At 42.4% G+C, this 21,160-nt stretch carries 17 protein-coding genes and 6 pseudogenes; 14 read left to right on the plus strand and 9 right to left on the minus strand.

The genetic code is table 11. The annotated features are described in order from the left end of the window. Positions 1-12 precede the first annotated feature (12 nt). Entirely contained in the window at positions 13-198 is a 186-nt protein-coding gene (locus AAHH42_RS14950; protein WP_420836492.1) for a hypothetical protein, read from the plus strand. A 246-nt stretch (positions 199-444) separates the two neighbouring features. On the opposite strand, the gene AAHH42_RS13090 is transcribed toward AAHH42_RS14950, so the two are convergent. Both AAHH42_RS13090 and AAHH42_RS13095 read right to left on the minus strand, forming a co-directional pair. Then, complete coding sequence (locus tag AAHH42_RS13090) at positions 445-609, minus strand: helix-turn-helix domain-containing protein (protein ID WP_119797527.1); 165 nt, start codon at positions 607-609, stop codon at positions 445-447. A 6-nt stretch (positions 610-615) separates the two neighbouring features. Then, complete coding sequence (locus AAHH42_RS13095; RefSeq protein WP_342222079.1) at positions 616-1,638, minus strand: IS630 family transposase; 1,023 nt, start codon at positions 1,636-1,638, stop codon at positions 616-618. Positions 1,639-1,858: 220 nt separating this feature from the next. Between AAHH42_RS13095 and AAHH42_RS13100 the strand changes: the two genes are divergently transcribed. Together AAHH42_RS13100 and AAHH42_RS13105 are read left to right on the plus strand one after the other, a co-directional pair. Further along, entirely contained in the window at positions 1,859-2,491 is a 633-nt protein-coding gene (locus tag AAHH42_RS13100; protein WP_342221319.1) for a helix-turn-helix domain-containing protein, read from the plus strand. Positions 2,492-3,303: 812 nt separating this feature from the next. Beyond that, positions 3,304-4,116: a hypothetical protein gene (locus AAHH42_RS13105; RefSeq protein WP_342221320.1), complete on the plus strand. Its 813-nt coding sequence runs from the start codon at positions 3,304-3,306 to the stop codon at positions 4,114-4,116. Between the two features lie 247 nt (positions 4,117-4,363). Here AAHH42_RS13105 and AAHH42_RS13110 read toward each other — a convergent pair. Next, positions 4,364-5,186, minus strand: a protein-coding gene (locus AAHH42_RS13110; protein WP_342221321.1) for an IS5 family transposase whose coding sequence is annotated in 2 segments (ribosomal slippage) — positions 4,364-4,799 and positions 4,798-5,186 — 825 coding nt in all. Because the reading frame shifts where the segments join, the coding sequence is not laid out codon by codon here. Between the two features lie 201 nt (positions 5,187-5,387). On the opposite strand from AAHH42_RS13110, the pseudogene AAHH42_RS13115 reads away from it, so the two are divergent. Beyond that, positions 5,388-5,751, plus strand: a pseudogene (locus AAHH42_RS13115) (transposase); the annotation flags it as partial. 40 nt (positions 5,752-5,791) lie between these two features. Here the strand turns inward: AAHH42_RS13115 and AAHH42_RS13120 are convergent. Next, positions 5,792-6,930 (minus strand): IS3 family transposase gene (locus AAHH42_RS13120; RefSeq protein ID WP_342221322.1). Its coding sequence is split into 2 segments (ribosomal slippage): positions 5,792-6,678 and positions 6,678-6,930, totalling 1,140 coding nucleotides; the frame shifts between segments, so codons are not numbered across the junction. A 304-nt stretch (positions 6,931-7,234) separates the two neighbouring features. Between AAHH42_RS13120 and AAHH42_RS13125 the strand changes: the two genes are divergently transcribed. Then, entirely contained in the window at positions 7,235-7,537 is a 303-nt protein-coding gene (locus tag AAHH42_RS13125; protein ID WP_342221323.1) for a transposase, read from the plus strand. Positions 7,538-7,634: 97 nt separating this feature from the next. Here the strand turns inward: AAHH42_RS13125 and AAHH42_RS13130 are convergent, their stop codons facing one another. From AAHH42_RS13130 to AAHH42_RS13140, 3 genes and pseudogenes are all read right to left on the minus strand, one after another. After that, positions 7,635-7,904: a hypothetical protein gene (locus AAHH42_RS13130; protein ID WP_342221324.1), complete on the minus strand. Its 270-nt coding sequence runs from the start codon at positions 7,902-7,904 to the stop codon at positions 7,635-7,637. Next, positions 7,901-8,652 (minus strand): annotated as a pseudogene (locus AAHH42_RS13135) (IS5 family transposase). Before AAHH42_RS13135 ends, AAHH42_RS13130 begins: the two are co-directional and overlap by 4 nt. A 205-nt stretch (positions 8,653-8,857) precedes the next feature. Next, positions 8,858-9,879 (minus strand): annotated as a pseudogene (locus AAHH42_RS13140) (IS630 family transposase). Positions 9,880-10,907: 1,028 nt separating this feature from the next. Between AAHH42_RS13140 and AAHH42_RS13145 the strand changes: the two are divergent. After that, positions 10,908-11,750, plus strand: a complete 843-nt coding sequence (locus AAHH42_RS13145) for a heme ABC transporter ATP-binding protein (protein WP_342221325.1) — start codon at positions 10,908-10,910, stop codon at positions 11,748-11,750. Between the two features lie 33 nt (positions 11,751-11,783). On the opposite strand, the gene ftnA is transcribed toward AAHH42_RS13145, so the two are convergent. Both ftnA and AAHH42_RS13155 read right to left on the minus strand, forming a co-directional pair. Beyond that, positions 11,784-12,299, minus strand: coding sequence for a non-heme ferritin (ftnA, locus tag AAHH42_RS13150; RefSeq protein WP_342221326.1), 516 nt, complete (start codon positions 12,297-12,299; stop codon positions 11,784-11,786). 191 nt (positions 12,300-12,490) lie between these two features. After that, the gene (locus AAHH42_RS13155; RefSeq protein WP_342221327.1) at positions 12,491-16,870 is read right to left on the minus strand and encodes an ankyrin repeat domain-containing protein; all 4,380 of its coding nucleotides are present in this window, start codon (positions 16,868-16,870) and stop codon (positions 12,491-12,493) included. A 481-nt stretch (positions 16,871-17,351) separates the two neighbouring features. Between AAHH42_RS13155 and AAHH42_RS14955 the strand changes: the two are divergent. From AAHH42_RS14955 to AAHH42_RS14965, 8 genes and pseudogenes are all read left to right on the plus strand, one after another. Continuing rightward, positions 17,352-17,453: pseudogene (locus tag AAHH42_RS14955) on the plus strand (IS982 family transposase); the annotation flags it as partial. Positions 17,454-17,582: 129 nt separating this feature from the next. After that, positions 17,583-18,207 (plus strand): annotated as a pseudogene (locus tag AAHH42_RS13160) (IS1 family transposase). 323 nt (positions 18,208-18,530) lie between these two features. Further along, the gene (locus AAHH42_RS13165; RefSeq protein ID WP_072550910.1) at positions 18,531-18,734 is read left to right on the plus strand and encodes a class II holin family protein; all 204 of its coding nucleotides are present in this window, start codon (positions 18,531-18,533) and stop codon (positions 18,732-18,734) included. After that, positions 18,731-19,234: a lysozyme gene (locus AAHH42_RS13170; protein WP_342221328.1), complete on the plus strand. Its 504-nt coding sequence runs from the start codon at positions 18,731-18,733 to the stop codon at positions 19,232-19,234. Before AAHH42_RS13165 ends, AAHH42_RS13170 begins: the two co-directional genes overlap by 4 nt. 35 nt (positions 19,235-19,269) lie before the next feature. Further along, a complete protein-coding gene (locus AAHH42_RS13175) occupies positions 19,270-19,539 on the plus strand; it encodes a hypothetical protein (RefSeq protein ID WP_342222099.1) in 270 nt (89 codons plus the stop codon). Then, on the plus strand, positions 19,523-19,588 hold the full coding sequence (locus AAHH42_RS13180; RefSeq protein ID WP_240313915.1) for a hypothetical protein: 66 nt from the start codon (positions 19,523-19,525) through the stop codon (positions 19,586-19,588). Before AAHH42_RS13175 ends, AAHH42_RS13180 begins: the two co-directional genes overlap by 17 nt. Then, positions 19,585-19,653 (plus strand): hypothetical protein, encoded by a 69-nt coding sequence (locus tag AAHH42_RS14960; protein WP_353962778.1) that lies wholly within the window; start codon positions 19,585-19,587, stop codon positions 19,651-19,653. The genes AAHH42_RS13180 and AAHH42_RS14960 overlap by 4 nt, the downstream gene beginning before the upstream one ends. A gap of 360 nt (positions 19,654-20,013) precedes the next feature. Next, a pseudogene (locus tag AAHH42_RS14965) lies at positions 20,014-21,091 on the plus strand (transposase). The last annotated feature ends 69 nt before the right edge of the window (positions 21,092-21,160 follow it).

Raw genomic sequence — 21,160 nt, forward strand, 5'->3', positions numbered from 1 at the left:
TCACTTGGGTATATGCCAGCCCTTAGCTCCATCACTTACAACCCAATAATAAAATCTCAATGGGAACGATGGGTAAAACGAAATAAAGGGGGAAAAGTCGGTGTCTGTGCTGCAATGCGTAAATTACTCCAACTGGCCTATGGCGTGCTGAAATCAGGTCTCCCTTTTGATACAAAAATAGCGCTTGCAAAGACGTAATCAAGACGGTATCTGTCGAGCACACTGCGTTGCTTACTACCTTACACCATCCAAACCAAAATTCGCTCTGAACTGCTCAAATATCGTCACATTATAGAATAGTCGGCTTATCCCGAATTCAGATTAGTTATGTTTACTGTTTAGTTATGAGATAGTTAATGGTAATGATTGTGCTAGGTCGCTTTATTTTTTCCGTCGGTAATAATTTCTCTATGGACTAAAATTTTAAAGCGAGATTGATACTCCTCAAGCTACTTCGAATTTTGTTCTTCCATAAATAAGCCTGTGAGGATCACAGTTAAGAGCTTTAGCTATTTCAAATAGAAATTTTGGGCGTTTTGTAGCCCCTGACTCTATTTGCTGAATTGATTGCTGCTTAATTCCAACCTTTATCGCTAGTTCTATACCCAAGTAAAATCAAGATGCAGGATTTAGCGCCTGGCAATTATCGTTTAAGCGAGATACCAGAGAACTTGCCATTTGTGGTAGCTTCACCTCAAAGAAGTTTAAGATATCGTTCTTAAAACTCTGTTTAGATGGGTAATATCTATTGTTTCGTGTTTGCTCATTCATCACCTTCCACAATCGCTCTATCGGGTTTAGATTCGGGCTATACGGCGGAAGGTAATGAAGCTGGATATTCAACGTAAGCGCGGCGTCTTGCACAAGCTGTGAACGGTGATAGCCTGCACCCTCGAGGATCACATGTGCCGTTGTCGTGATGGGATAATGCGCGCGAATGGCAGACAGGAAGTGAACCACATTTTCGCTGTTAATCGTCTCATCATCACGGATTATGGGGTTAGCCACATTCTGGATGTTCAAGGCTCCCATGATATTCAACCGCGTTCTGCTCCCGGTGGTCTCTGTCGTTTTATCCTGGCCTTTTCGTATCCAGCCGTAGCTTATTTTGGTGGCTTGTGTCGGATGAACGGCATCAATAAACAGTATGGGGTCATTACCCGCGGCGTCTTTCAATTCGCTGTAGGTCTTTATAAATTGCTGCTGTTTCTCAACGGCAAATTTATGCGGAACACCTTTCGGCTTTTTATAGCTAAAGCCATGCTGCTTCAACCCTTTATACAGACCTGATACGGTAAAGGTGATGTTCCAGCGTCCAGCGATATACGCCACAATTTGGTGATTGTGGTGGTAGAGCGGCTGGGTGAGATGTTCAACCAGCGACGTGGTCTGTTCCGCATTGAGATAGCCATCGGAGCCGCCATTTTCAGGCTTGAGCTTGTTGAGTTTATGATAGTCTGTAAGGTGGCGCCGCACCGTGGTTTCATTAATGAGCTGTGAGTGAGCAATCATAGGGGGAGTCCAGCCGTCTGCGGACAACAAAACACACCGGATCCTGTCACAGACACGGCGGTCATGGCTTTGACGATGTTGGGCTTCGAGGGTAATTTTCTGGTCAGCAGTCAGCTCTATTTTCATGGCTATGAGCATGATCCTTATCGACTTCAAAATCAAGCATCTTCATTGATCACGGGTATATATGGGTCATACAAAGGTCAGAGCATCTTTTTTTGATTCTCTCCGAGATAGTTTCCGTTGTTATCCTCCACAAAATTAATTGTATTAATATACAAATATACATGTTTGTCAATTACAGAATTTCTTGTGAAGATATAAAGTAGTTAACCGAGGAATAATAATGAGCCTTGCAAATAGAGTGAAAACTAGAAGGCTAGAGTTGAACTTGACTCAAACTCAAGTTGCAAAAATTGCTGAAACATCTCAGCAGTCTATAGAAGCCATCGAAAATGGAAAGACAAAAAAACCAAGAAATATTCTTGGACTAGCTAAGGTTTTACAATGTGACCCTTCTTGGCTAGTACATGGGGGGGGGGTTAAAACCTTGGCAGAGGTGGGAACAAGGAAGATTCCCTTAATAAGTTATATACGAGCTGGTGCTTTGGCGTATAACGCACATATATTAAATGAGACAGATGAATTTGAGTACATACTGACCGATAGAGATTGTTCAGAGAATACTTTTGCGTTGAAAATCGAAGGGGACTCAATGCAACCAGAATTTGAACCAGGGGATATTATCATCGTTGATCCTGAAATAGAACCATGTCCTGGAGAGTTTGTTGTTGCTAAAAACTGTGATAATGAAGCTACATTTAAAAAATATCGTCCTCAAACTACCGCCATGGATAGTAAGGCTGTATTTGAATTAATTCCTCTAAATCCCGATTATCCAACAATCAAATCTGATATAGTTCCAGTGACTATTATTGGAACAATGGTTGAACATAGGATATATCGACGTAAGCGCTAGCTAGGTCCTCCCCGTGATCACAATTCACCCAACTCTTTTCATACCTAATCGATAGGTCTGATGAGTCAAATCCTAAGTTTTTTCAAAATAAATTCATTTTAAATACAAACAGATATGTATAAACGAAATGAAAATACAATATTAATTGTTTGATAAATACATTTTTACCTGTATATTTAAGTCTATCAACACGGCAAACGCCGACGTGAAGCAGGCAAGGAAAGCCCATGAAGTAGCCGTCCGAGGCACATGAAGATCGGAATGATTCGCGAATTGCAAGACCGGCTTTACCCCGCCCAGGCGGACGCTTTTTAACAATTTGGGATTTATAGCACTGACAAAGTGCACCCTTACGTTTACCCGTTGATTTCTGAATAGGTCATGTAACCAGCTTATCCAGAAATCAATCAGAGGTAAGTTCTGGCAACGATTATTTACAAACCATCGAAACGCAAGGCAATGTATGGCGGTAATGCCAAATACCGCAGACATCAACGCCGTAAAGCGCAGGCTATTTCGCGCGAGGCGATTGAAAACAGTCTTGATCGGAGAGGGGCCATCACGCAAAAATAGTGCGTGCTCAACCTCGCTCAGATGTAGATCGGGCGATTGGCTCTAGCGACGGCCTTCCCTTTACGTAAAAAGCCACAGGGCAGTATGTACAAACGGCTAATGCCAAGAGCCTGGTTACTTTCAGTTAGAGGAACACGCCGGACAAACAAGGCTATCACCGCTTCTGCTTAGCAGAGGCGTTATTCAGTTAATCCACAGAGGTGAGAAGCCAATATTTTTTATTTTGGAGGAAAAAAGACATGGAAAAATTTATGTTAACCGATGAAAAACAGCAAACCGACGGTATCACGCTGTACCGAATAGCAGCACGAAAACCGTTTGATGGCGTGAAAGCCGGTGAGGTAGGGGGATGGATTGAAACAGAAACCAATCTCTCTCAAGACGGCAATTGCTGGGTACATGATAATGCGCGGGTCTATGGTAACGCCCGAGTCTACGATAATGCACAAATTTTTGATCATGCCTGTGTGTATGGTCACGCACAGATATTTGGGAATGCATGGTTATCTGATAATGCGCAAGCATTCGATCAAGCACATATCTACGATGATGCACAAATATTCGGCAATGCCCGCGTATGCCATAAGGCACAGGTCTCCAACGAGGCGCATGTTGATGGCCAAGTAGCCGTATTTAATGAAGCTTGGGTGTATGAAAATGCTTGGGTGCGTGATGATGCACAGGTATATGGCGAAGCGAGGGTATGCGGGAGAGCACGTATTGTCGGCCAGGCCTCGGTGTACGGCCAAGCACGGGTCTTTGGCACGGCTCAGGTCTGTGGGGAGGTAAAAATGCACGGTCAAACACGGGTGGGAGACTATGCCCGTGTGGCGAATGATGCGGACTACTTCACCGTCTCGCTCATCGGTTGTCGTAACCAATCCGTGACTGCGTTCAAACAACAAGATGGCTCCATGGGAATCAATGGCAATGGCCTTAACACCACGTTAGAAAAATTTATTGCCAGTGTCACCGCCCAATACGGTGGCAGCCCAGAAGGCCACAGCTATCAGCACATTATCGCATTAATCAGGCTTTCGCTGGGAACGTAGTGACTGTACAAGGCATTGTCGACACACACCACGAACCGCTTAAAACTGAAATGACATCACCATTAAACGGACAGAATCTGTCCGTTTGATTTGTCTGTATTTGATCCTCTCCCTAGAGGCTGTTGACATTTGATAATAAAGAATTGAAAGAGAAGAGTAAACTCGTAATATTACGGTTCCAACACCCAATAAGAGGAGTTTAGTGTGCCACGATTGATATTCAATAGACCTCTTCGGAAACTCTGATTTATCTAATTTCCATGTTATAAATTGCTGCAATCAGATTAAATCGTAATCCAAAACGTTTTCGCCTGTTTCGATAACGATCTGATACGATTTTAAATCGTTTAATCATACCAAGGACATTTTCGTTTAATACACGCTGGCTTGATAACTCACGATTGTTGCGTTTATCTTCTTTTGTTAAGGGATTTTTCTTTGTCTTTTTCTTAGGCAACGCCGAGTTTGAATGGATCTTGCCAAGCCCTTGGTAACCTGTATCTGTCACTGTTTTGATTTCAGGATGTATTCGCACGCCAGACTCTTTGAACAACCTAAAATCATGACGCCTCCCATGAGTAAAGCTTGTACAGATGACTGCTTTGCTTTTTTTATCGACGATCACTTGGGTTTTTAAGGTGGGTCGTTTCTTTTTTCCTGAGTAAAATTGCTTTTGTTTTTTTTGGATGTTCAATCGGCGTTTCTGTGGCATCAATAAGAACGAGCTCATACTCCCTATCACTTTTTAATAAAGCTTTGCGTCCAGAGAGTGCAAAATCAGGATGCTTTATTAGCGTATTTTCTATCCATTTAATCGTTTCATAGCAGGTGCTCTCACTCACCCCATCGCTTCGGCTAACATGAAAATAAGTGCGATATTCCCGTAGATACTCAAGGGCCATTAATAAGCGATCTTCTAAACCCAGCTTGGGTTTCCGACCTCCTTTCCCTTGCTTACATTTATCTGCTTCATTCAATATCTTTATCACCTTTTCAAATGTACTGCGTTTAACTCCGGTTAAGCGCCGAAATTTTTCCTCTTCCAATACCTTTATTTGTTCATATTTCATGGGGGCTCCTTGTTCAGGAGATTTTTAACAACATTCCTACATGAATGCTATAGCAGGCGCCGTATCAGTTGATTATGAAAATTAGAAATAACATATTGATATTAATTAATATTTATTAACAAAAGTGATCACGTTACATGGCGCCTGCTATAGTTTCCGAAGAGGTCTAATGATGAACACGGGTCGAAGTTGAAAAATATCATGCTTCAACACACTATTTATGACAAACCAAAATTACGTTTAATGGTAAAAGGCCTGTTTTTCCGGCTACGCGTAGGATGCCCATGGCGTGACCTCCCTGAACAATTTGGCTGCTGGAATTCTATTTTTAAAATAATTCAATAATGGGTCTGAAAAAGGGAAATGGCTATTTATTTTCAAAGCGTAAGTTCATACCCCTGATTTGGAATGGCAATTTATAGATGGCAGTTATGTAAAAACGCATCAACACAGTGCAGGTGCTGCAAGCAGTGGTACGGAGGCAATTGGAAAAAGTAGAGTAGGTAACACCATAAAAATTCATCTCGGTGTGGATGCTTATGGATCACTTATTGCTTTTGAAATCATGTTCTGGTCAAGTAATTTTGGACACAAATTCAGGTGTTTTATGCCGCCTGGTATTCTTTCATCATTGGCGTTTGGTAATCATTAACACTATGTAGCCTGACTTGATTGTAATAATGAGTGAGGTAGGGAAGTACATCAGCTTGTGCTTGTTGAACGGTACTATAGGCCTGTTTTGGTCTCCATTCTGACTTTAAACTGCCAAAGAAGCGCTCCATTGGCGCATTATCCCAACAATTACCCCGGCGGCTCATACTCTGTTTTATCTGATATTTCCAGAGCTGTTGTCTATACGATAGACTACTGTAATGACAGCCTTGGTCTGAGTGAAACAGGACATCTTTAGGTCTTCCTCTTGATTCATAAGCTAACATGAGAGCCCGTCGGGTGAGTTCACTGTCGGGTGATGTCGAAAAAGACCACCCCACTACTTTTCTTGCGTATAAATCCAGTACGACCGCGAGATATATCCAGCACCTTCCCGCCCAAATGTAGGTCACATCGCCACACCACACTTGATTGGGTGCACTAACGGTAAATTCACGATTAAGGTGATTAGGCGCATAACAGGCTTCTTTACCCCTGCGTTTGTAACGATGTCGGCGTTGCTTGCTTTCAATGCCTACCTCGCGCATCAATCGAACTGTTTTGTAACGTCCCACGGATTCCCCTTTCTGTTTAAGTGCTGCCGATAACATACGGGCTCCTGCAGACTCTCGGCTAGCCTGATGCAGTTCAGTTAATCGTGTTTTCAGGCGTTCGCGTTCGGGGTCACCTTCTCGCTGACGTTTACGTTGATAGTAGTAGCTGCTTCGGTTGACGCCGAAGACATGACACAACTCCATTCGGGAATAATGCTCACTTAATTTATCAATCAGACTAACCGATTGTAGGAGTCCAACATTAAGAGAGCAGAAGCCTTTTTTAGTATTTCTTTTTCTCGTTCAACCTGGCGCAATCTGGCTTTAAGTTCTTCAATACGTTGCTGCTCTGCTGTTATCGCTTTGCTTGTCAAAGGGGTATTTCCTTTCTTTTCACTGAGTAATTGTTTAACCCAGTGTCGTAACGCACTTTTGCTAACACCCATGACCGTACTCGCTTGGGAAATAGTGTAATTTTGCTCAATCACTAAGTTAGCCACTTCATGTTTAAATTCTGGCGTAAATTTCTGGGGAGACATCTTCTTTATACCTTAATCTATTCACTATCTCTTCACTAAAATTTTTCCCTTCTTTAGTGTCCAAATTTATTAGGCCAGAATAAACGCGCTCAACGTATGGGGGTCAGTGCTCGAGGGATATGCGATGCGTTAAAACGGGCTGGGTTTAGCTATAAAAAAAACATTTTATCATCCCAAAATCGACGTCCAAGCGTGAAAAGATTTTCAGACTAAGATACAGGCTTATGAAGCCTGTGGTACCCCGATAATTTACGTGGATGAAAGCGGTTTTGCCCATGATATGCCGTGTCTTTATGGTTATTGAGTGAAAGGTAAGCGCTGTTACGGCCAACACGATTGGCATGCCAAAGCGCGTACTAACGTCATTGGCGCCCAGCTTAACGGAAAATTAACCACGGTTTGTACCTTCGACTGCCATATCAACAGCGATATTTTTTATGCCTGGGTCACCCAAGATTTACTGCCAAAATCCCCTCCAGGCGCGGTCCTTGTGATGGATAATGTGAGTTTCCATAAACGCCAAGACATCCAGTCTGCTAGACAGAAAGCCGGCTTTATTCTGGAATATTTTCCCACTTATTCTCCTGATATGAACCCCCCCCATTGAGCACAAATGAGCTCAATCTAAAACCCTTCGCAGAAAGCGACAATGTGATATCGATACCTTGTTTTCTGACCCTTTATTTTAAATCAATTTATACCACCTATGCCATATCTGCCCCTGTTAATGGTAAAAGATCATGATGGACCAGCCTTGCTGGGAGAGCGAGATGCTGAGGAAGCAGGTTGTAGAGGAACACGGTGAGGAGTGCGCCTGTGCAATCAACGATTTTTTTAAAAGGATAGGTTACGAATTGCGCAACCTCGGCACCAACCCGACAGAGTGCGCAATGAACTTCATGGCTACCCAGGTTATCCATAAATTCAATATTTTTTTCCAGTGTGATGAGTAAAGGTCTATATAGTGTCGTCATAAAATTTTGAGCCATAGAGCAAGGCATCGTATTTGTACAGCAGCGAGAAAAGAAGCGGTATTTTTTGCATAACGTGTAGCAATCCCCCGCCAGCGCTTGAGATGCAGAAAAGCATTTTCCACAAGATGTCGATGTTTATAGAGGGTTTTATCATATTCAAGTTGAATTTTACGATTCTTTTTAGGTGGGATCACCACCTGCATATTCGCTTCTTCAGCTTGTCTGACAATCTCATCACTGTCATAGCCCTTGTCGGCCAGCAGATTTTCTGCTGTTATTCCCTCCATCAAGCGCTTATCTTCTGTACAATCCGCTGTGGTACCTGATGTAATAATCGCTCTGACCGGCATACCATGCGCATCCATGGCCAAGTGTATCTTGCTGTTGTGCGACCCATACCTTGATTGCTTCCTTTTGCGCCCGCCGCGTGAGGGTGAACTTTACTATGAGTGGCATCAATCATCAGCCATTCAAAATCTGGCTCCACAATCAGCTCTTCGAGGAGAGACTCCCACAGCCCTTTGTCACGCCAGCGACAAAACCGGCGATGAGTATTTTTCCAACCTCCATAATCAGGAGGTAAATCACGCCAGGGGGCGCCGGTTCTCAATATCCAGAACACCGCATTAATAAATTGCCGGTTATCCCGAGCTATACCACCCCAGGTGCCTTTTCTTCCAGCTAGATGAGGTTCCAGCCGGCTCCAAACAGGATCGGATATATCGTGATGGCGAGGGGCTAAACTCATTTTTAAATCATCTCAACAGTTATCGCTATTTGTTACATGATAATCTATTTTTTATTACGTGACGACACTATTTATAAGGTATCACTAAATTTTTTCGTGTTTTTTCTGACAGTGCTAGCTTGTCCAAGTCATCAGCCAGTCTATCACTGAAAATAAGTTTTATTGGCTTTTTGCTTTTCGCCATTTCGTCTATACCCAAGTGAAATCAAGATGCAGGATTTAGCGCCTGGAAATTATCGTTTAAGCGAGATACCAGAGAACTTGCCATTTGTGGTAGCTTCACTTCAAAGAAGTTTAAGATATCGTTCTTAAAACTCTGTTTAGATGGGTAATATCTATTGTTTCGTGTTTGCTCATTCATCACCTTCCACAATCGCTCTATCGGGTTTAGATTCGGGCTATACGGCGGAAGGTAATGAAGCTGGATATTCAACGTAAGCGCGGCGTCTTGCACAAGCTGTGAACGGTGATAGCCTGCACCCTCGAGGATCACATGTGCCGTTGTCGTGATGGGATAATGCGCGCGAATGGCAGACAGGAAGTGAACCACATTTTCGCTGTTAATCGTCTCATCATCACGGATTATGGGTTAGCCACATTCTGGATGTTCAAGGCTCCCATGATATTCAACCGCGTTCTGCTCCCGGTGGTCTCTATCGTTTTATCCTGGCCTTTTCGTATCCAGCCGTAGCTTATTTTGGTGGCTTGTGTCGGATGAACGGCATCAATAAACAGTATGGGGTCATTACCCGCGGCGTCTTTCAATTCGCTGTAGGTCTTTATAAATTGCTGCTGTTTCTCAACGGCAAATTTATGCGGAACACCTTTCGGCTTTTTATAGCTAAAGCCATGCTGCTTCAACCCTTTATACAGACCTGATACGGTAAAGGTGATGTTCCAGCGTCCAGCGATATACGCCACAATTTGGTGATTGTGGTGGTAGAGCGGCTGGGTGAGATGTTCAACCAGCGACGTGGTCTGTTCCGCATTGAGATAGCCATCGGAGCCGCCATTTTCAGGCTTGAGCTTGTTGAGTTTATGATAGTCTGTAAGGTGGCGCCGCACCGTGGTTTCATTAATGAGCTGTGAGTGAGCAATCATAGGGGGAGTCCAGCCGTCTGCGGACAACAAAACACACCGGATCCTGTCACAGACACGGCGGTCATGGCTTTGACGATGTTGGGCTTCGAGGGTAATTTTCTGGTCAGCAGTCAGCTCTAGTTTCATGGCTATGAGCAGATCCTTATCGACTTCAAAATCAAGCATCTTCATTGATCACGGGTATAAAAGTTTCGATCAATTTGCCTGGTTGGGCTGTGACTGGAAGCCACTCAGATCCAGCTCCTCAAGCTCAGGCATCACATTGAGCAAAGACCGTACTTCATCTATTTCGTTAAGATCTAGTTGGTTGTTTTTAAAATTAAGAATCCGTAAATTAAGATTTTAAAGTACAGAATCATGTACGTATTTCCAATTACTTATATTTTGATTACTTAAGTCCGTAGTTGTTGGCTTTTTTGCTGTCGTGGTCCCATTATTGTAAGATCCACTGTTCCGATAAATAGGAGAAAAAAACAATCTGGCACTAGGAAAAAACCTGTTATAGCAGGTGCCGTATCAGTTGATTATGAAAGTTAACAATAATATATTGATTTTAATGAATATTTGTTAACAAAATCGCTCAAGTTACATGGCGCCTGCTATAAATAGCAGGCTAGCTTAAAATGAAAGCCTATTCAAAATTTAACATCAACCACACTGAGTAGTTAAAAAGAGAGATGGAGCATAAACGGGAGAAAAGATTATCGCAAACTTACTCACTATCAAATTTTTCTTACGATAATCTGCTTACTCTCTTCGTGGTAACAGATAGTGTAGTATGTATATGTCATATAGTGTCACTGTTTGCCTCCATCTGATTGGTGAATACAGAACAAGCCAATATTTAAAATGAGTTAAAGATTGGTGACACGAAGTCAAAGAAAAAGATAACATGACCGATGTCGACGAAACACATTTCAAACAAGGCTATCTTGGACGTTGGGAGAGTGGATAACTTTATGATAGATCAAAAAAGGAACCTTCGTTCAGTGCAAAATAATAGGTCGAAATAAATAAGCAACGTATTGATAAATAATGACTGAAAAGTTGTGTTTTGTCGTAATTTGTTACCTATTATATAAGCAAAAATATTTTATCTATTTGTTTTTAATGAGTTATTTTATGGCTAGTATTACGTCAATAGGGGAGGTTGGATGAATAATTTTCTCACATCGGGTACCAACTATTCCTTCTCGAACAACAGCATGTTACTTGAAGCTAAACATCTGCATTACAACATCGGTGATCGTAATCTGATTAACAATATCTCCTTGCACCTTAATAGTGGAGAGATCGTCGCTATTATCGGAACAAATGGCGCGGGGAAATCCACTTTAATGCGGCTGTTAAGCGGTTATTTAGTAAGCAATGGCGGCAGCTGCCGTTTGTTGGATAAACCTTTACATGAATGGCATCCTCAACAACTGGCCAAGATTCGTGCGGTAATGAGGCAGTCTAGTTCGTTAGAATTTCCGTTTACTGTTGAGGAAGTGGTAGCAATGGGGCGCATCCCACACGGCAATCAGCAAATCAAACCATGGATTACGCAACAAATGATTGTGCAACAAGTGATGGAACAAACCGGTTGTAGCGCGTTGACACAACGTGATTACCGGCAATTATCGGGGGGCGAGCAGCAACGGGTACAACTGGCCCGAGCACTAGCCCAACTTTGGTACCCACAGCCCATCCCCTGCTGTTTATTTCTCGACGAACCTACCTCTGCTTTGGATTTGTATCACCAGCAACATACCTTGCGTCTGCTACGACAGCTAACTCGGCAGCAACCTTTTGCTGTTTGCTGTATCTTACATGACCTCAATCTGGCGGCGCTCTATGCCGATCGGATCCTATTACTGCATCAAGGGAAATTAGTTGCATCAGGCACACCGCATAAAGTACTGCGTAGTGACATTCTAACCCGTTGGTATCAAGCTGATTTGGCTGTTTGTCATCATCCAGATAGCCAGCTACCCCAGGTATTTTTACGTCAATAAACTTAACCTAAAGGTATCTTTATCTTAACAAAATTATTCTGCAGCACGATGCTGCAGGTTGCTTGCCATATGCTGTAAATCTTTATCAACCAAAAACAACGAGCTACCACTGTCACCAACTAATGTAAATTTATCTACCACAGATTTAAACAGTTTTTCTTCTTCATGTTGCTCAGCAACATACCATTGTAAAAAATTAAAAGCAGGAAAATCCTTTGTCTTCAACGCGATATTGGCGAGATTGTTAATTTTTTCGGTGATCTCTTGTTCGTGCGCATAGGTCTGTTTAAAAACATCTTCCAATGAATCAAATTCAACCGGTGGTTCCTTTATTGGTCCTATTAAGGCCAGTGCCCCAGTGTCACTTAAGTAGTCAAACAAACGTTGCATATGCTTCATCTCTTCTTGAGAATGCGTTTTTAAAAAGGCAGCAGCACCATCAAAACCTTTATAACGACACCAAGCACTCATTTGCAAATAAAGATTGGCTGAGTAAAATTCTAAATTTAATTGTTCATTAAGACGTTCTACCATCGCTTTGGCTAGCATGATGATTACCCTTATTTATCGACAGTGTAAAAATTAATGAATACCATTATGCCAAAATAAAATAAAAATAAAAACATCTGATTTTCATTAATAAAAAAATACTGCTAACAATTTGTATTTTGAGATTAAAATATAAAAAAATTATTAAATAAAATTTTAAATCACAATCATAATTATTATCATTATGATATTTAATACAAATAAAAGATGAATTTTTCCCCCGTTGGCAACCCTGTTAACGTTTGCATCGCCACATTATTAGCCACAGCATATTCATGTATGCTGTAGCGGGCAATTTTTTTGCCCATAGGAATAATGGTCATCCCTTTTTCACTGGCGGCGCTAAAAAGCGTTTCAGTGCCATTATTACGCAGTATCTTACGCAATATCGGCGACATCCTCTTGGTGCGTTGGTAATCATCAATCAGCGATAAAACGAGTTTGGTATTAGGCAGATCCAGAAACAGTGTCGATACCCCCTGCTGTTTCAATGTATCTAGGTGGTGAATAATAAACTCAGGGATGCCACTATTTCTTCTCCAATCATCCGCGCGACCCAGCAGTAATCCCTGCCGTTGATCAAGCAGAAGTCTCAGTTGCCCGTTAATATCCGCTTGTTGAGCCAGTTGCTGATTAAGCTGGAGACGCCCTTGCCCTGTGTAATGGCTATCCCAGGTGTTCAAGTCAGCACTGTAAAGACTGTCATAGCTTTCTTTGATCTGTGTTAACTGTTCTCGCTGTCGCTGGTGTATATAAGTTGGATTACCATGATCCTGTAGATATTTATAATCAGCATCGCTATCAACACCAGAATAAGAATCATAATAGGAGAACCACTTCCTTTTTATAGAACGGATGATCTCATATTTTTCTGCTAGAAAAACTAATTCGTCATAACTGTAGCCGATGTGCAGCTGTTTCTTGCTACGATCAACCTTGATTTTTTGCAACTCGCCACTTTGCTGATCTTGTCGCAACTGAGAGATAAAATGATCCAACTCTTCTGAATTCATGTTTTCCAAAGAGCTATGGAAGGTGGCATTAAACCCTAATTGTTGGTTGGACGGTACCGGCTCAGGAAAACCCCCTAGATTGAGGTAGTGTTCATGTTTTATTGCCGCAATGAAAAAAGCCATTAAGGTTGCACGGGAAGAAGAGGGTTCATTATGTACAGATTGATAGATATAGGCTAACCATGCCGGGTCTTTTGATAGTATGTGGTGCATCTCTGTTTCGAAAGGTGACATTTCTCCAGTAAAGAGAACACGATTGAGTTGGCTATCCAACGTTAATAAGGTGCTATGGCGTAGAGGATCGCGCTGTTGGCTGAGATAAGCGTGAATTTGCTGTTTCAGTCTAAATGCAATTTCTAACTGGGGGGTGCCCGATGTCTGATGTAATCGATCCAAGTTATCTTGTATGGATAGTTCAATAAATTGTTTTTTACGTGCCCTTTCGCCTTGTATTGACTCAAGGGAGGTCACCACATGCTGAAACAGATCCGGCGGCTCCACAGAGTGCGAATGAGATAATTGTTGGGTGTGTTGCTCAAGGACGGCAATGATGGCGGCTGACGTGGCGGGATCTGCCAAGATTCTGGCGGCAGCTAGTGCTTCATCATAAAGCGAGCTGGGAGGATTCGGCCGGGTTATGGTCGATAATGCCTGTACCATCTCACTATTTCCCTGCCGTATGGCGAGCAGCAAAGCATTACCTGCCTCATCTTTTGCCTGGTGCTGTAAAAGTACCCTTACCAAACGTGGATCCCCGGATAACACCGCTTCTTCAATTCGTGGACGCTGAGTCAGTGCATCTTTCTCGTTTGCATCAGCACCCGCAAGCAACAACGCCTCGAGGATCTCCACATTTTTGAATTGTATCGGGTAGGAAAGGACGTGATATCGTCCATGATCTTGATAATCCTTGAGTGGATGCAGCAATAACAATTCGGTGACTAACCAGGTACGATTCTTTTCCAAGGCTAAAAATAAAGGATTTTTATGATGACCATAATATTTTTGTTCTAGCCCTAATCTTTCTTTTATATTTTCATCATCCGTTTCCGTTTCCGTTGTTCTTAGTAAGAGTGAACGGGTAGTAGCCTCATCGTCAAATTCAATCGCCGCGATCAATAATTGCTTAAGAGGAGAGTAAAAAGAATCCGCTTCAAACATAGTCGCTTGTTTTTTTATTATCACTATGTTTAACAGGAATTCTCTAAAGGGATGATTTCCTTGTCCCCACGCGTTTATTTGCACATGATCGCCACCCCCCTGCTGATTTTGGAACGGATCAAGGTAGCGCTTGATATAATCCGCTGACAAAGAAGTCGGTTGACGATGCTGGAAAAATTCGCTGATGGCTTCAGCGGTCATCGGATAAAACACCTCTGGCGGGATTTTTATTAACTCGTTATCAGACAGATCCGCAAGAACCGGCAGCAGCGGGTTAATAGGCAATGTCTCAAACCACGCTGGATGACGTTTTGCATACTCAATGCCCAAAGCGGGCCCCAATTTAACAAATAACTGGTTGAGTTCTGTTTCTGTAATCTGTTTCAGATTGCCAGGAATAACAGTCTGTAACAGTTCTTCACCGTTGAGGGTTAACAGCGTCGGGATTACCGGGTTCAGCCTCAAGGGGTTAAGAATAGCCCCGCCATAGGATAGATCAATTAGCCATCCTGGATTGCGTTTTACATATTCGAGGCTCTGTTGAGGACCTAATTTGGAAAAAAAATCTTTAGCCCTTAAATAACTTATATTTTCAAAAAAATAAGAGTGGACCTGAACCAATTTCTCAATGGGTAATGTTAATAGAGCCAGTATCAATGGATTGTATCTTAAGCGTTTAAACCATGTCTTCTTATCCCTTACATAATCCATACCACGCTCGCCACCGAGTCTTAAGAAAAAATTAGCAAGTTGTGGCGTCGTCATGCCGTGCAATAGATCGGTAGTCGTGTTGAACAGTTGATCTTTAGGGAGTGTTAACAGGGCCGGTAATAATGGATTGACAGGCAGTTTTTTGAACCATGCGAGATTATTTTTCGCATAATCAATGCCTTTTACACCTAATTTCGCAAATAGCGCGCTAATTTGTTCTTGGTTAAATCCGTGGAAGAGAGCAGTGGAGGTAGTCATTATTTGATCGACCGGCCATGCTAAAAAAACCTTTAGTAAAGGATTGCTGCCCAATCGCTTAAACCATTCACTGTGCTTGGTGGCATAAAAAACACTGGCTTCCGGCCCCATTTTTGTGAAAAAAGATTCAATTTCTTTGCTATTGGCGCTTGATAAGCTGCGAGGATCGATACGGGTGAGAAATTCTGCATCCTGCTCAGAGGCGCCTGCCAAGATACGGATCAATTGTTCCGGCGCTATTCTGTCCACAAGGGCTCTATGTAAACCTTTTATATCAGACAAGCTTAATTCAAGCGTTTCAGTGACCTCTTCTGCTGTGATTTCTTTCCAAAAAAGAGTATCGATGCGTTTGATCGTCACTCCTTTGCCGTCATCTGTCAGCGTCTCTATTGACCAGCCCATCTGTTGTAATTTTTCTGGCGGTAAACTCGCCAGTAATTTTTTAGCGATGTCTATTTGTAATAGTATCGGCTCGGATCGTAGCTGGTAGCGATAATCTTCAGTTTCTTCAAATAACGAGGCGCTCTCAAGTTCACCATAATTTTTTTCGAGACCCGCTAAGGTGCCAGGAATAATGTCAGGATCAATAAACCGGTTAGTCTGCCTGTCAATATCTTTATTCAGCAGCATATCCTCAAGATTATCTAGCAAATTTTTCGCTAACTGATAGGTAATAGCATGGAGCGTTAAGACGCTATTAATCTTTTGCTGACAGGCAAGGAGATCTTCTCGCGTGATATTGATAGGGTCAGTATGTTGGTCCTGAATGGTAGGGATGCCAAATTGTTCCGCTAATCTATTGACATAGGCATTATGCTGGTGCACCCAGGCCCTTTCACCCAATTGGGTGTTAGGTCCACTATTGGTACTAATAAATTCTGTTATGGCAGCATGGATGAGAGTTTGTCTGATTTGTTCTACTTTATGCGGCAAGCTGTTGTAGTAACTCTCTAATTGCATTGTTGCATGTAAGATGTGTGTTTTGGTGCCCTCTGGACAAACAATGACATGCGGAGCGAGATCGTGAATAGCTTCTAATTTTACGTTAAGTGGTGCTCCGCCTTCTGTTATTAAACTCTCTGTTGTTAAATATTGCACTATCCTTTCTAAACAGTCTTTGGCTTGAAAATAATGATGCCAGGTATTATCTGAATGCTGATCACTGTTTTCGGAGATCTTGATTTTTAATTTATTAAAGTTATCGGCTACTGTTCTTTTTTTCTCTTCGTCGCTTTCGTGTTGATTATAAAATGCGACAATACTATCAATCGCCTGCTGATATTGCTGCTGAAATCGAGGGTAATCCTTTGATGCCATAAAACCAGCAATCGCAGTAGCCTCCTGCCCCCTATAGTGAACGGTAGTGTCGTTGGCAACGGCTGTATCAGCTGCGGGAGTAACGGTGTCTGTGGCATGAGTATCTGGCATAATTATTTTCCTAACAATATTGTTATAAAATAAGGTGTAAGTAGGGCGACTCGTGATGATCAATGTCATTCAATAATTTTCTTAAGCTAACTGAAAATGATAAGTAATGGCAAAAAAAATATTCTTTTATATTATTAGTATTATTAATTTATATTACGCCGCCTAGGCAAATGAAATGCACATATGCCTGCAGCCAACAACGCGGCGGCTTCAAAGGCAAAGGGTATAAAGCACTTTTGTGGTAATATCCGCCCTCTATTAATAATTTCATTTTGGAGCTAAATGAATGCGGATTTCAGGAGTTAATGGATGAAAATGACACTACCTTTTTTCGAACGCGCCAGTGTATTGGTAACCTGAGTTCGGGATAAGGAATTGACGTTTATTTTCTCTAACTTTTTGCTCAAGAATAGATAAGTGCCTCGTACTTCAAGACAATGATGTTTGCGGACATTATTCATCACGAAATAGCGAGGCACTCATGAACGATATTACCGAACTTTATTGCTTACTGGATGATTTTTGCAAAAAATTTGAGCCAGTACTCAATGCAAAGCTCTTAACGGAGGGCTCCAAGCAGCGGTCATGTATTCAATAGGTTTATTCTCTGTTAGAATTTCTGTTTTTGCAGGATAATCGCCGGTGGCAAAAATAGAAGTTCGTTGCCGCTACTGTGGTGAAACGAGTGACGTAAAAAAATAGGGGATAGGAAGTGGCGGACACCCCCTGTTTTCGTTGCCTGTCCTGCAAATGCACCTTTCAACTGAATTATTCTTATACGGCCTGCAAAGCGGGGATTAAAGAGCAAGTTGTTGATATAGCGATGAATAATTTAGGTATTCGAGACACTGCAAGCGTGCTATCTATCAGTATTAATGCGGTGATGCGCATTTTAAAAAACTCACCCCCCCGCAATGTAACCAACTTACCCATTGATAAAGCTGAAATTAAGATTATCTGTGAAGTGGATGAACAGGGGTCTTTTGTAGCGAACAAAAAAAATCAGCGATGGCTGTGGTATGCCTGGGAGCCCCTATTTAAGCGGATCATCGCCCATGTTTTCGGACGACGAGATACCTCAACGCTACAGAGACTCCTTGACCTGTTAGCCCCTTTTCAGGTGGCCTTCTTCTGTACAGATAATTTTACGGCTTATTCTATCTTACCTTCTGCCAATCACATCACCGGCAAGCTTTATACGCAAAGGACAGAAAAAAAATTTAACACTGAGAATGCGACTTAAACGATTCAATCGTAAAACCATAGATTACTCAAAATCCGAAAAAATGCACGATAAGGTGATTGGCACATTCATTGAAAGGGAATACTACTTTTGATACCTTAACAACCTATTGAATACATGATCTGAAATAGAGTGCTATACAATTAAATGAAAAATTTAATTAGATTTATTTATATTTAATAGGTGATGATTAAAGGTATTGTATAATACCAATCCAACCGCTTTTAATCGAAAAAACTCTTCTTTCAAATAGTATATTTACGTTTAGCAATATAATCATGACGTATCTTTACGTATTAATACAAAGAGACGTTATACGGAATATTTTTGTAACATGCTTGCAAAAAACGCTTATTTAGGGCTGCGCATCACATGGCCTTTTTCTATTTTAGCGCCTCCCCCCACTGAGAGACGAAAATGACAATGGAAAAACTGACGACAGGCGCGGCCTATGGTGCTTCTGCCGGTAGCATCCTGAATGGTTTGCTAAACAGCTACAGCCCGGAACAATGGATCGCCATTGGCGTACTCGCGGGCGTCTCGCTGGCTGTGCTGACGTATTTGACGAATTTATATTTCAAAATTAAAGAAGATAAGCGCAAGAGCAGGACAGGCAAATGAGTAAGCTAAGCAAACCCATGCTGGGACTTATTTTGGCAGGAGCGACAGCGACAACCATCCTTGCTCAATTTCTGCATGAAAAAGAAAGCAATCGGCTGACAGCTTACCGAGACGGCGCGAATGTGTGGACAATTTGCCGCGGTGCGACACGAGTTGATGACAAGCCGGTGAGGCAAAGCCTGCAACTCAGTGCAAAAAAATGCGAGCAAGTTAACAAATTTGAGGTAGATAAAGCGATCGCCTGGGTAGAACGTCATGTTCAGGTACCGTTAAGCGACGCCCAGAAAGCCGGTATTGCTTCATTTTGTCCGTATAACATCGGTGCAAGTAAATGCTTCTCGTCGACTTTTTATCGAAAATTGAATGCCGGTGACTACCACGGTGCTTGTGCAGAAATCAAACGCTGGCCATTTGATGGCGGTAAAGATTGTCGCATTCGAGCTAATAACTGTGCGGGTCAAGTAATGAGACAAGCGCAAGAAAGTGAACTCACCTGTTGAGGACTCGATGTTTAACCGATTCATTTTTTATCCTGATGAGTCTCATTCTGCTCGTCAGTCTGGTGGCTGTTTATTACCATACTGAATCAGCAAAAAAAGACAGCGTCATCAAAACGATAAGGGATGAGCGCGATAACCTCTTTATCACGCTCCAAACAACGCAGAAGCAACACCAACAAATAGCCGTGCTCGATAACAAACACACCCGAGAATTAACCGATGGTAAAACTCAGCTCGCTGCCCGCTGTGAAACATTGCCCGACACCCCCACGACCACCCGCCTGGATGATGCTACCGGTGTCTGACTTGACGACACCGTTATCAACGATTATTTCCGTCTCCGGGAAGGAATAGCAATTGTCACGCAGCAAATTGTGGGCTTGCAGGCGTACATTACCCAGGTTTGTTTGGCTCAATAAATAATCGAAAAGATAACGTTGGGTTACGGTGTTAGCGCCATACGCATTTGAAATGCCGAGGGTGAATTCACCCGTAAGCCTTTTCAAAGGGTCGGATTTGAAATCCTACCCTTGAGTGTCAACAGCAATCGAATTTTGACCCACTAACCCGGTAAAAACGGCAATATAAAATTGACCCACTCTGATTATTTTTCATCCCAAAATGAGTGCTTTTCCAGATCGGTGATAGGTACAATTCCAACTGTTTTTTTTCCCTTTAATCGGTAGCTGTTACCGCTGATTTGGACGATGTCACGAGTTTCGCACTGTAATAAATGATGGTAAAAGGAGAGTAGAAAAAAAGATAAGAATGGTAATGAGATGTCAGGTTATCCCTGTACGAAAGACCTTTATAAAGCATTTTTACAAGCGAGTCGTGTGAGATATTCTAGTCTGGCGTTGTCAGAAGTGAGCCCGTCGAGGGTATCCCATGATAGCGTAATTCGCAGGTTAAAGAGCCGCTGTTTTCGTCCCAAAGAGTTGTGGCACCTTGTCGCGCCCTCGATTGAGCGGGGAGCGCCTTGTTTACTGATTGCGGCTGATACTGTGCTAGCAAAAAAACGGAGTAAGAAGATAGAGCTGTTTCATTATCAATATTCTGGTAATGAACATGATGTGATATAGCAGGCGCCATGTAACGTGATCACTTTTGTTAATAAATATTAATTAATATCAATATGTTATTTCTGATTTTCATAATCAACTTATACGGCTCCTGCTATAGCAGGTATTGGTTTGGTTAATCTGCTGTGGCAGGGGTCTTGAAACGGGAGAGTCAGTGCCTATTGACTACCGAATTGACGACAAAGAGACCGCCGGAAAAACAAAAAGCTCGCATTTTTGCGACATGCTCAAACTGGCAAAAGCGAGGGGCATAAGTCCTGAAGCGGTGGTGATGGATGCGTGGTATTCAAGTTTAGATAATCTCAACGCCATTCGTTCTCCTGGCTGGATTGGGGTCACCACGTTGAGAAAGAACCGGATAGTTAATCGTAACGTAAAATTAGCCTCACTTGATATTCCAGAAGAAGGGCTTTCAGTACACCTGCGGGGCTATGGTTAGGTGACAGTCTTCAAGTTTGTGGCCAAACACGGTCGCATTGATTATGTTGCTACGAACCAAGAGACCCCCACTCGGGGACAAATTAGTGCTGTCACCGAAGCCCGTTGGTCTGTTGAAGTTTATCATCGGGAAGTCAAACAAACTTGTGGCATAGAACGCTGTCAGGCCCGCACAGGCCGGGCGTAAAGAAATCATATTTTTCTGGCCATGGCTGCCTGGTTTGAACAACATAAACGCCGTCTGTCCGAAAAAATAACTCTTTACCAACAAAATTGGGCTGTCATTAAAAACGCCATTACTGAACACATCAGATCACTCTTGGCTTCCCCAGGTTAGATCCGTGCGTAACTCGTGCTGTACAAGACACAGTTCGACACCATGCAAATGAATGGCTTAAATATGCCA

This window comes from Candidatus Fukatsuia endosymbiont of Tuberolachnus salignus (assembly GCF_964030845.1).
Classification (GTDB): Bacteria; Pseudomonadota; Gammaproteobacteria; order Enterobacterales; family Enterobacteriaceae; genus Fukatsuia; species Fukatsuia symbiotica.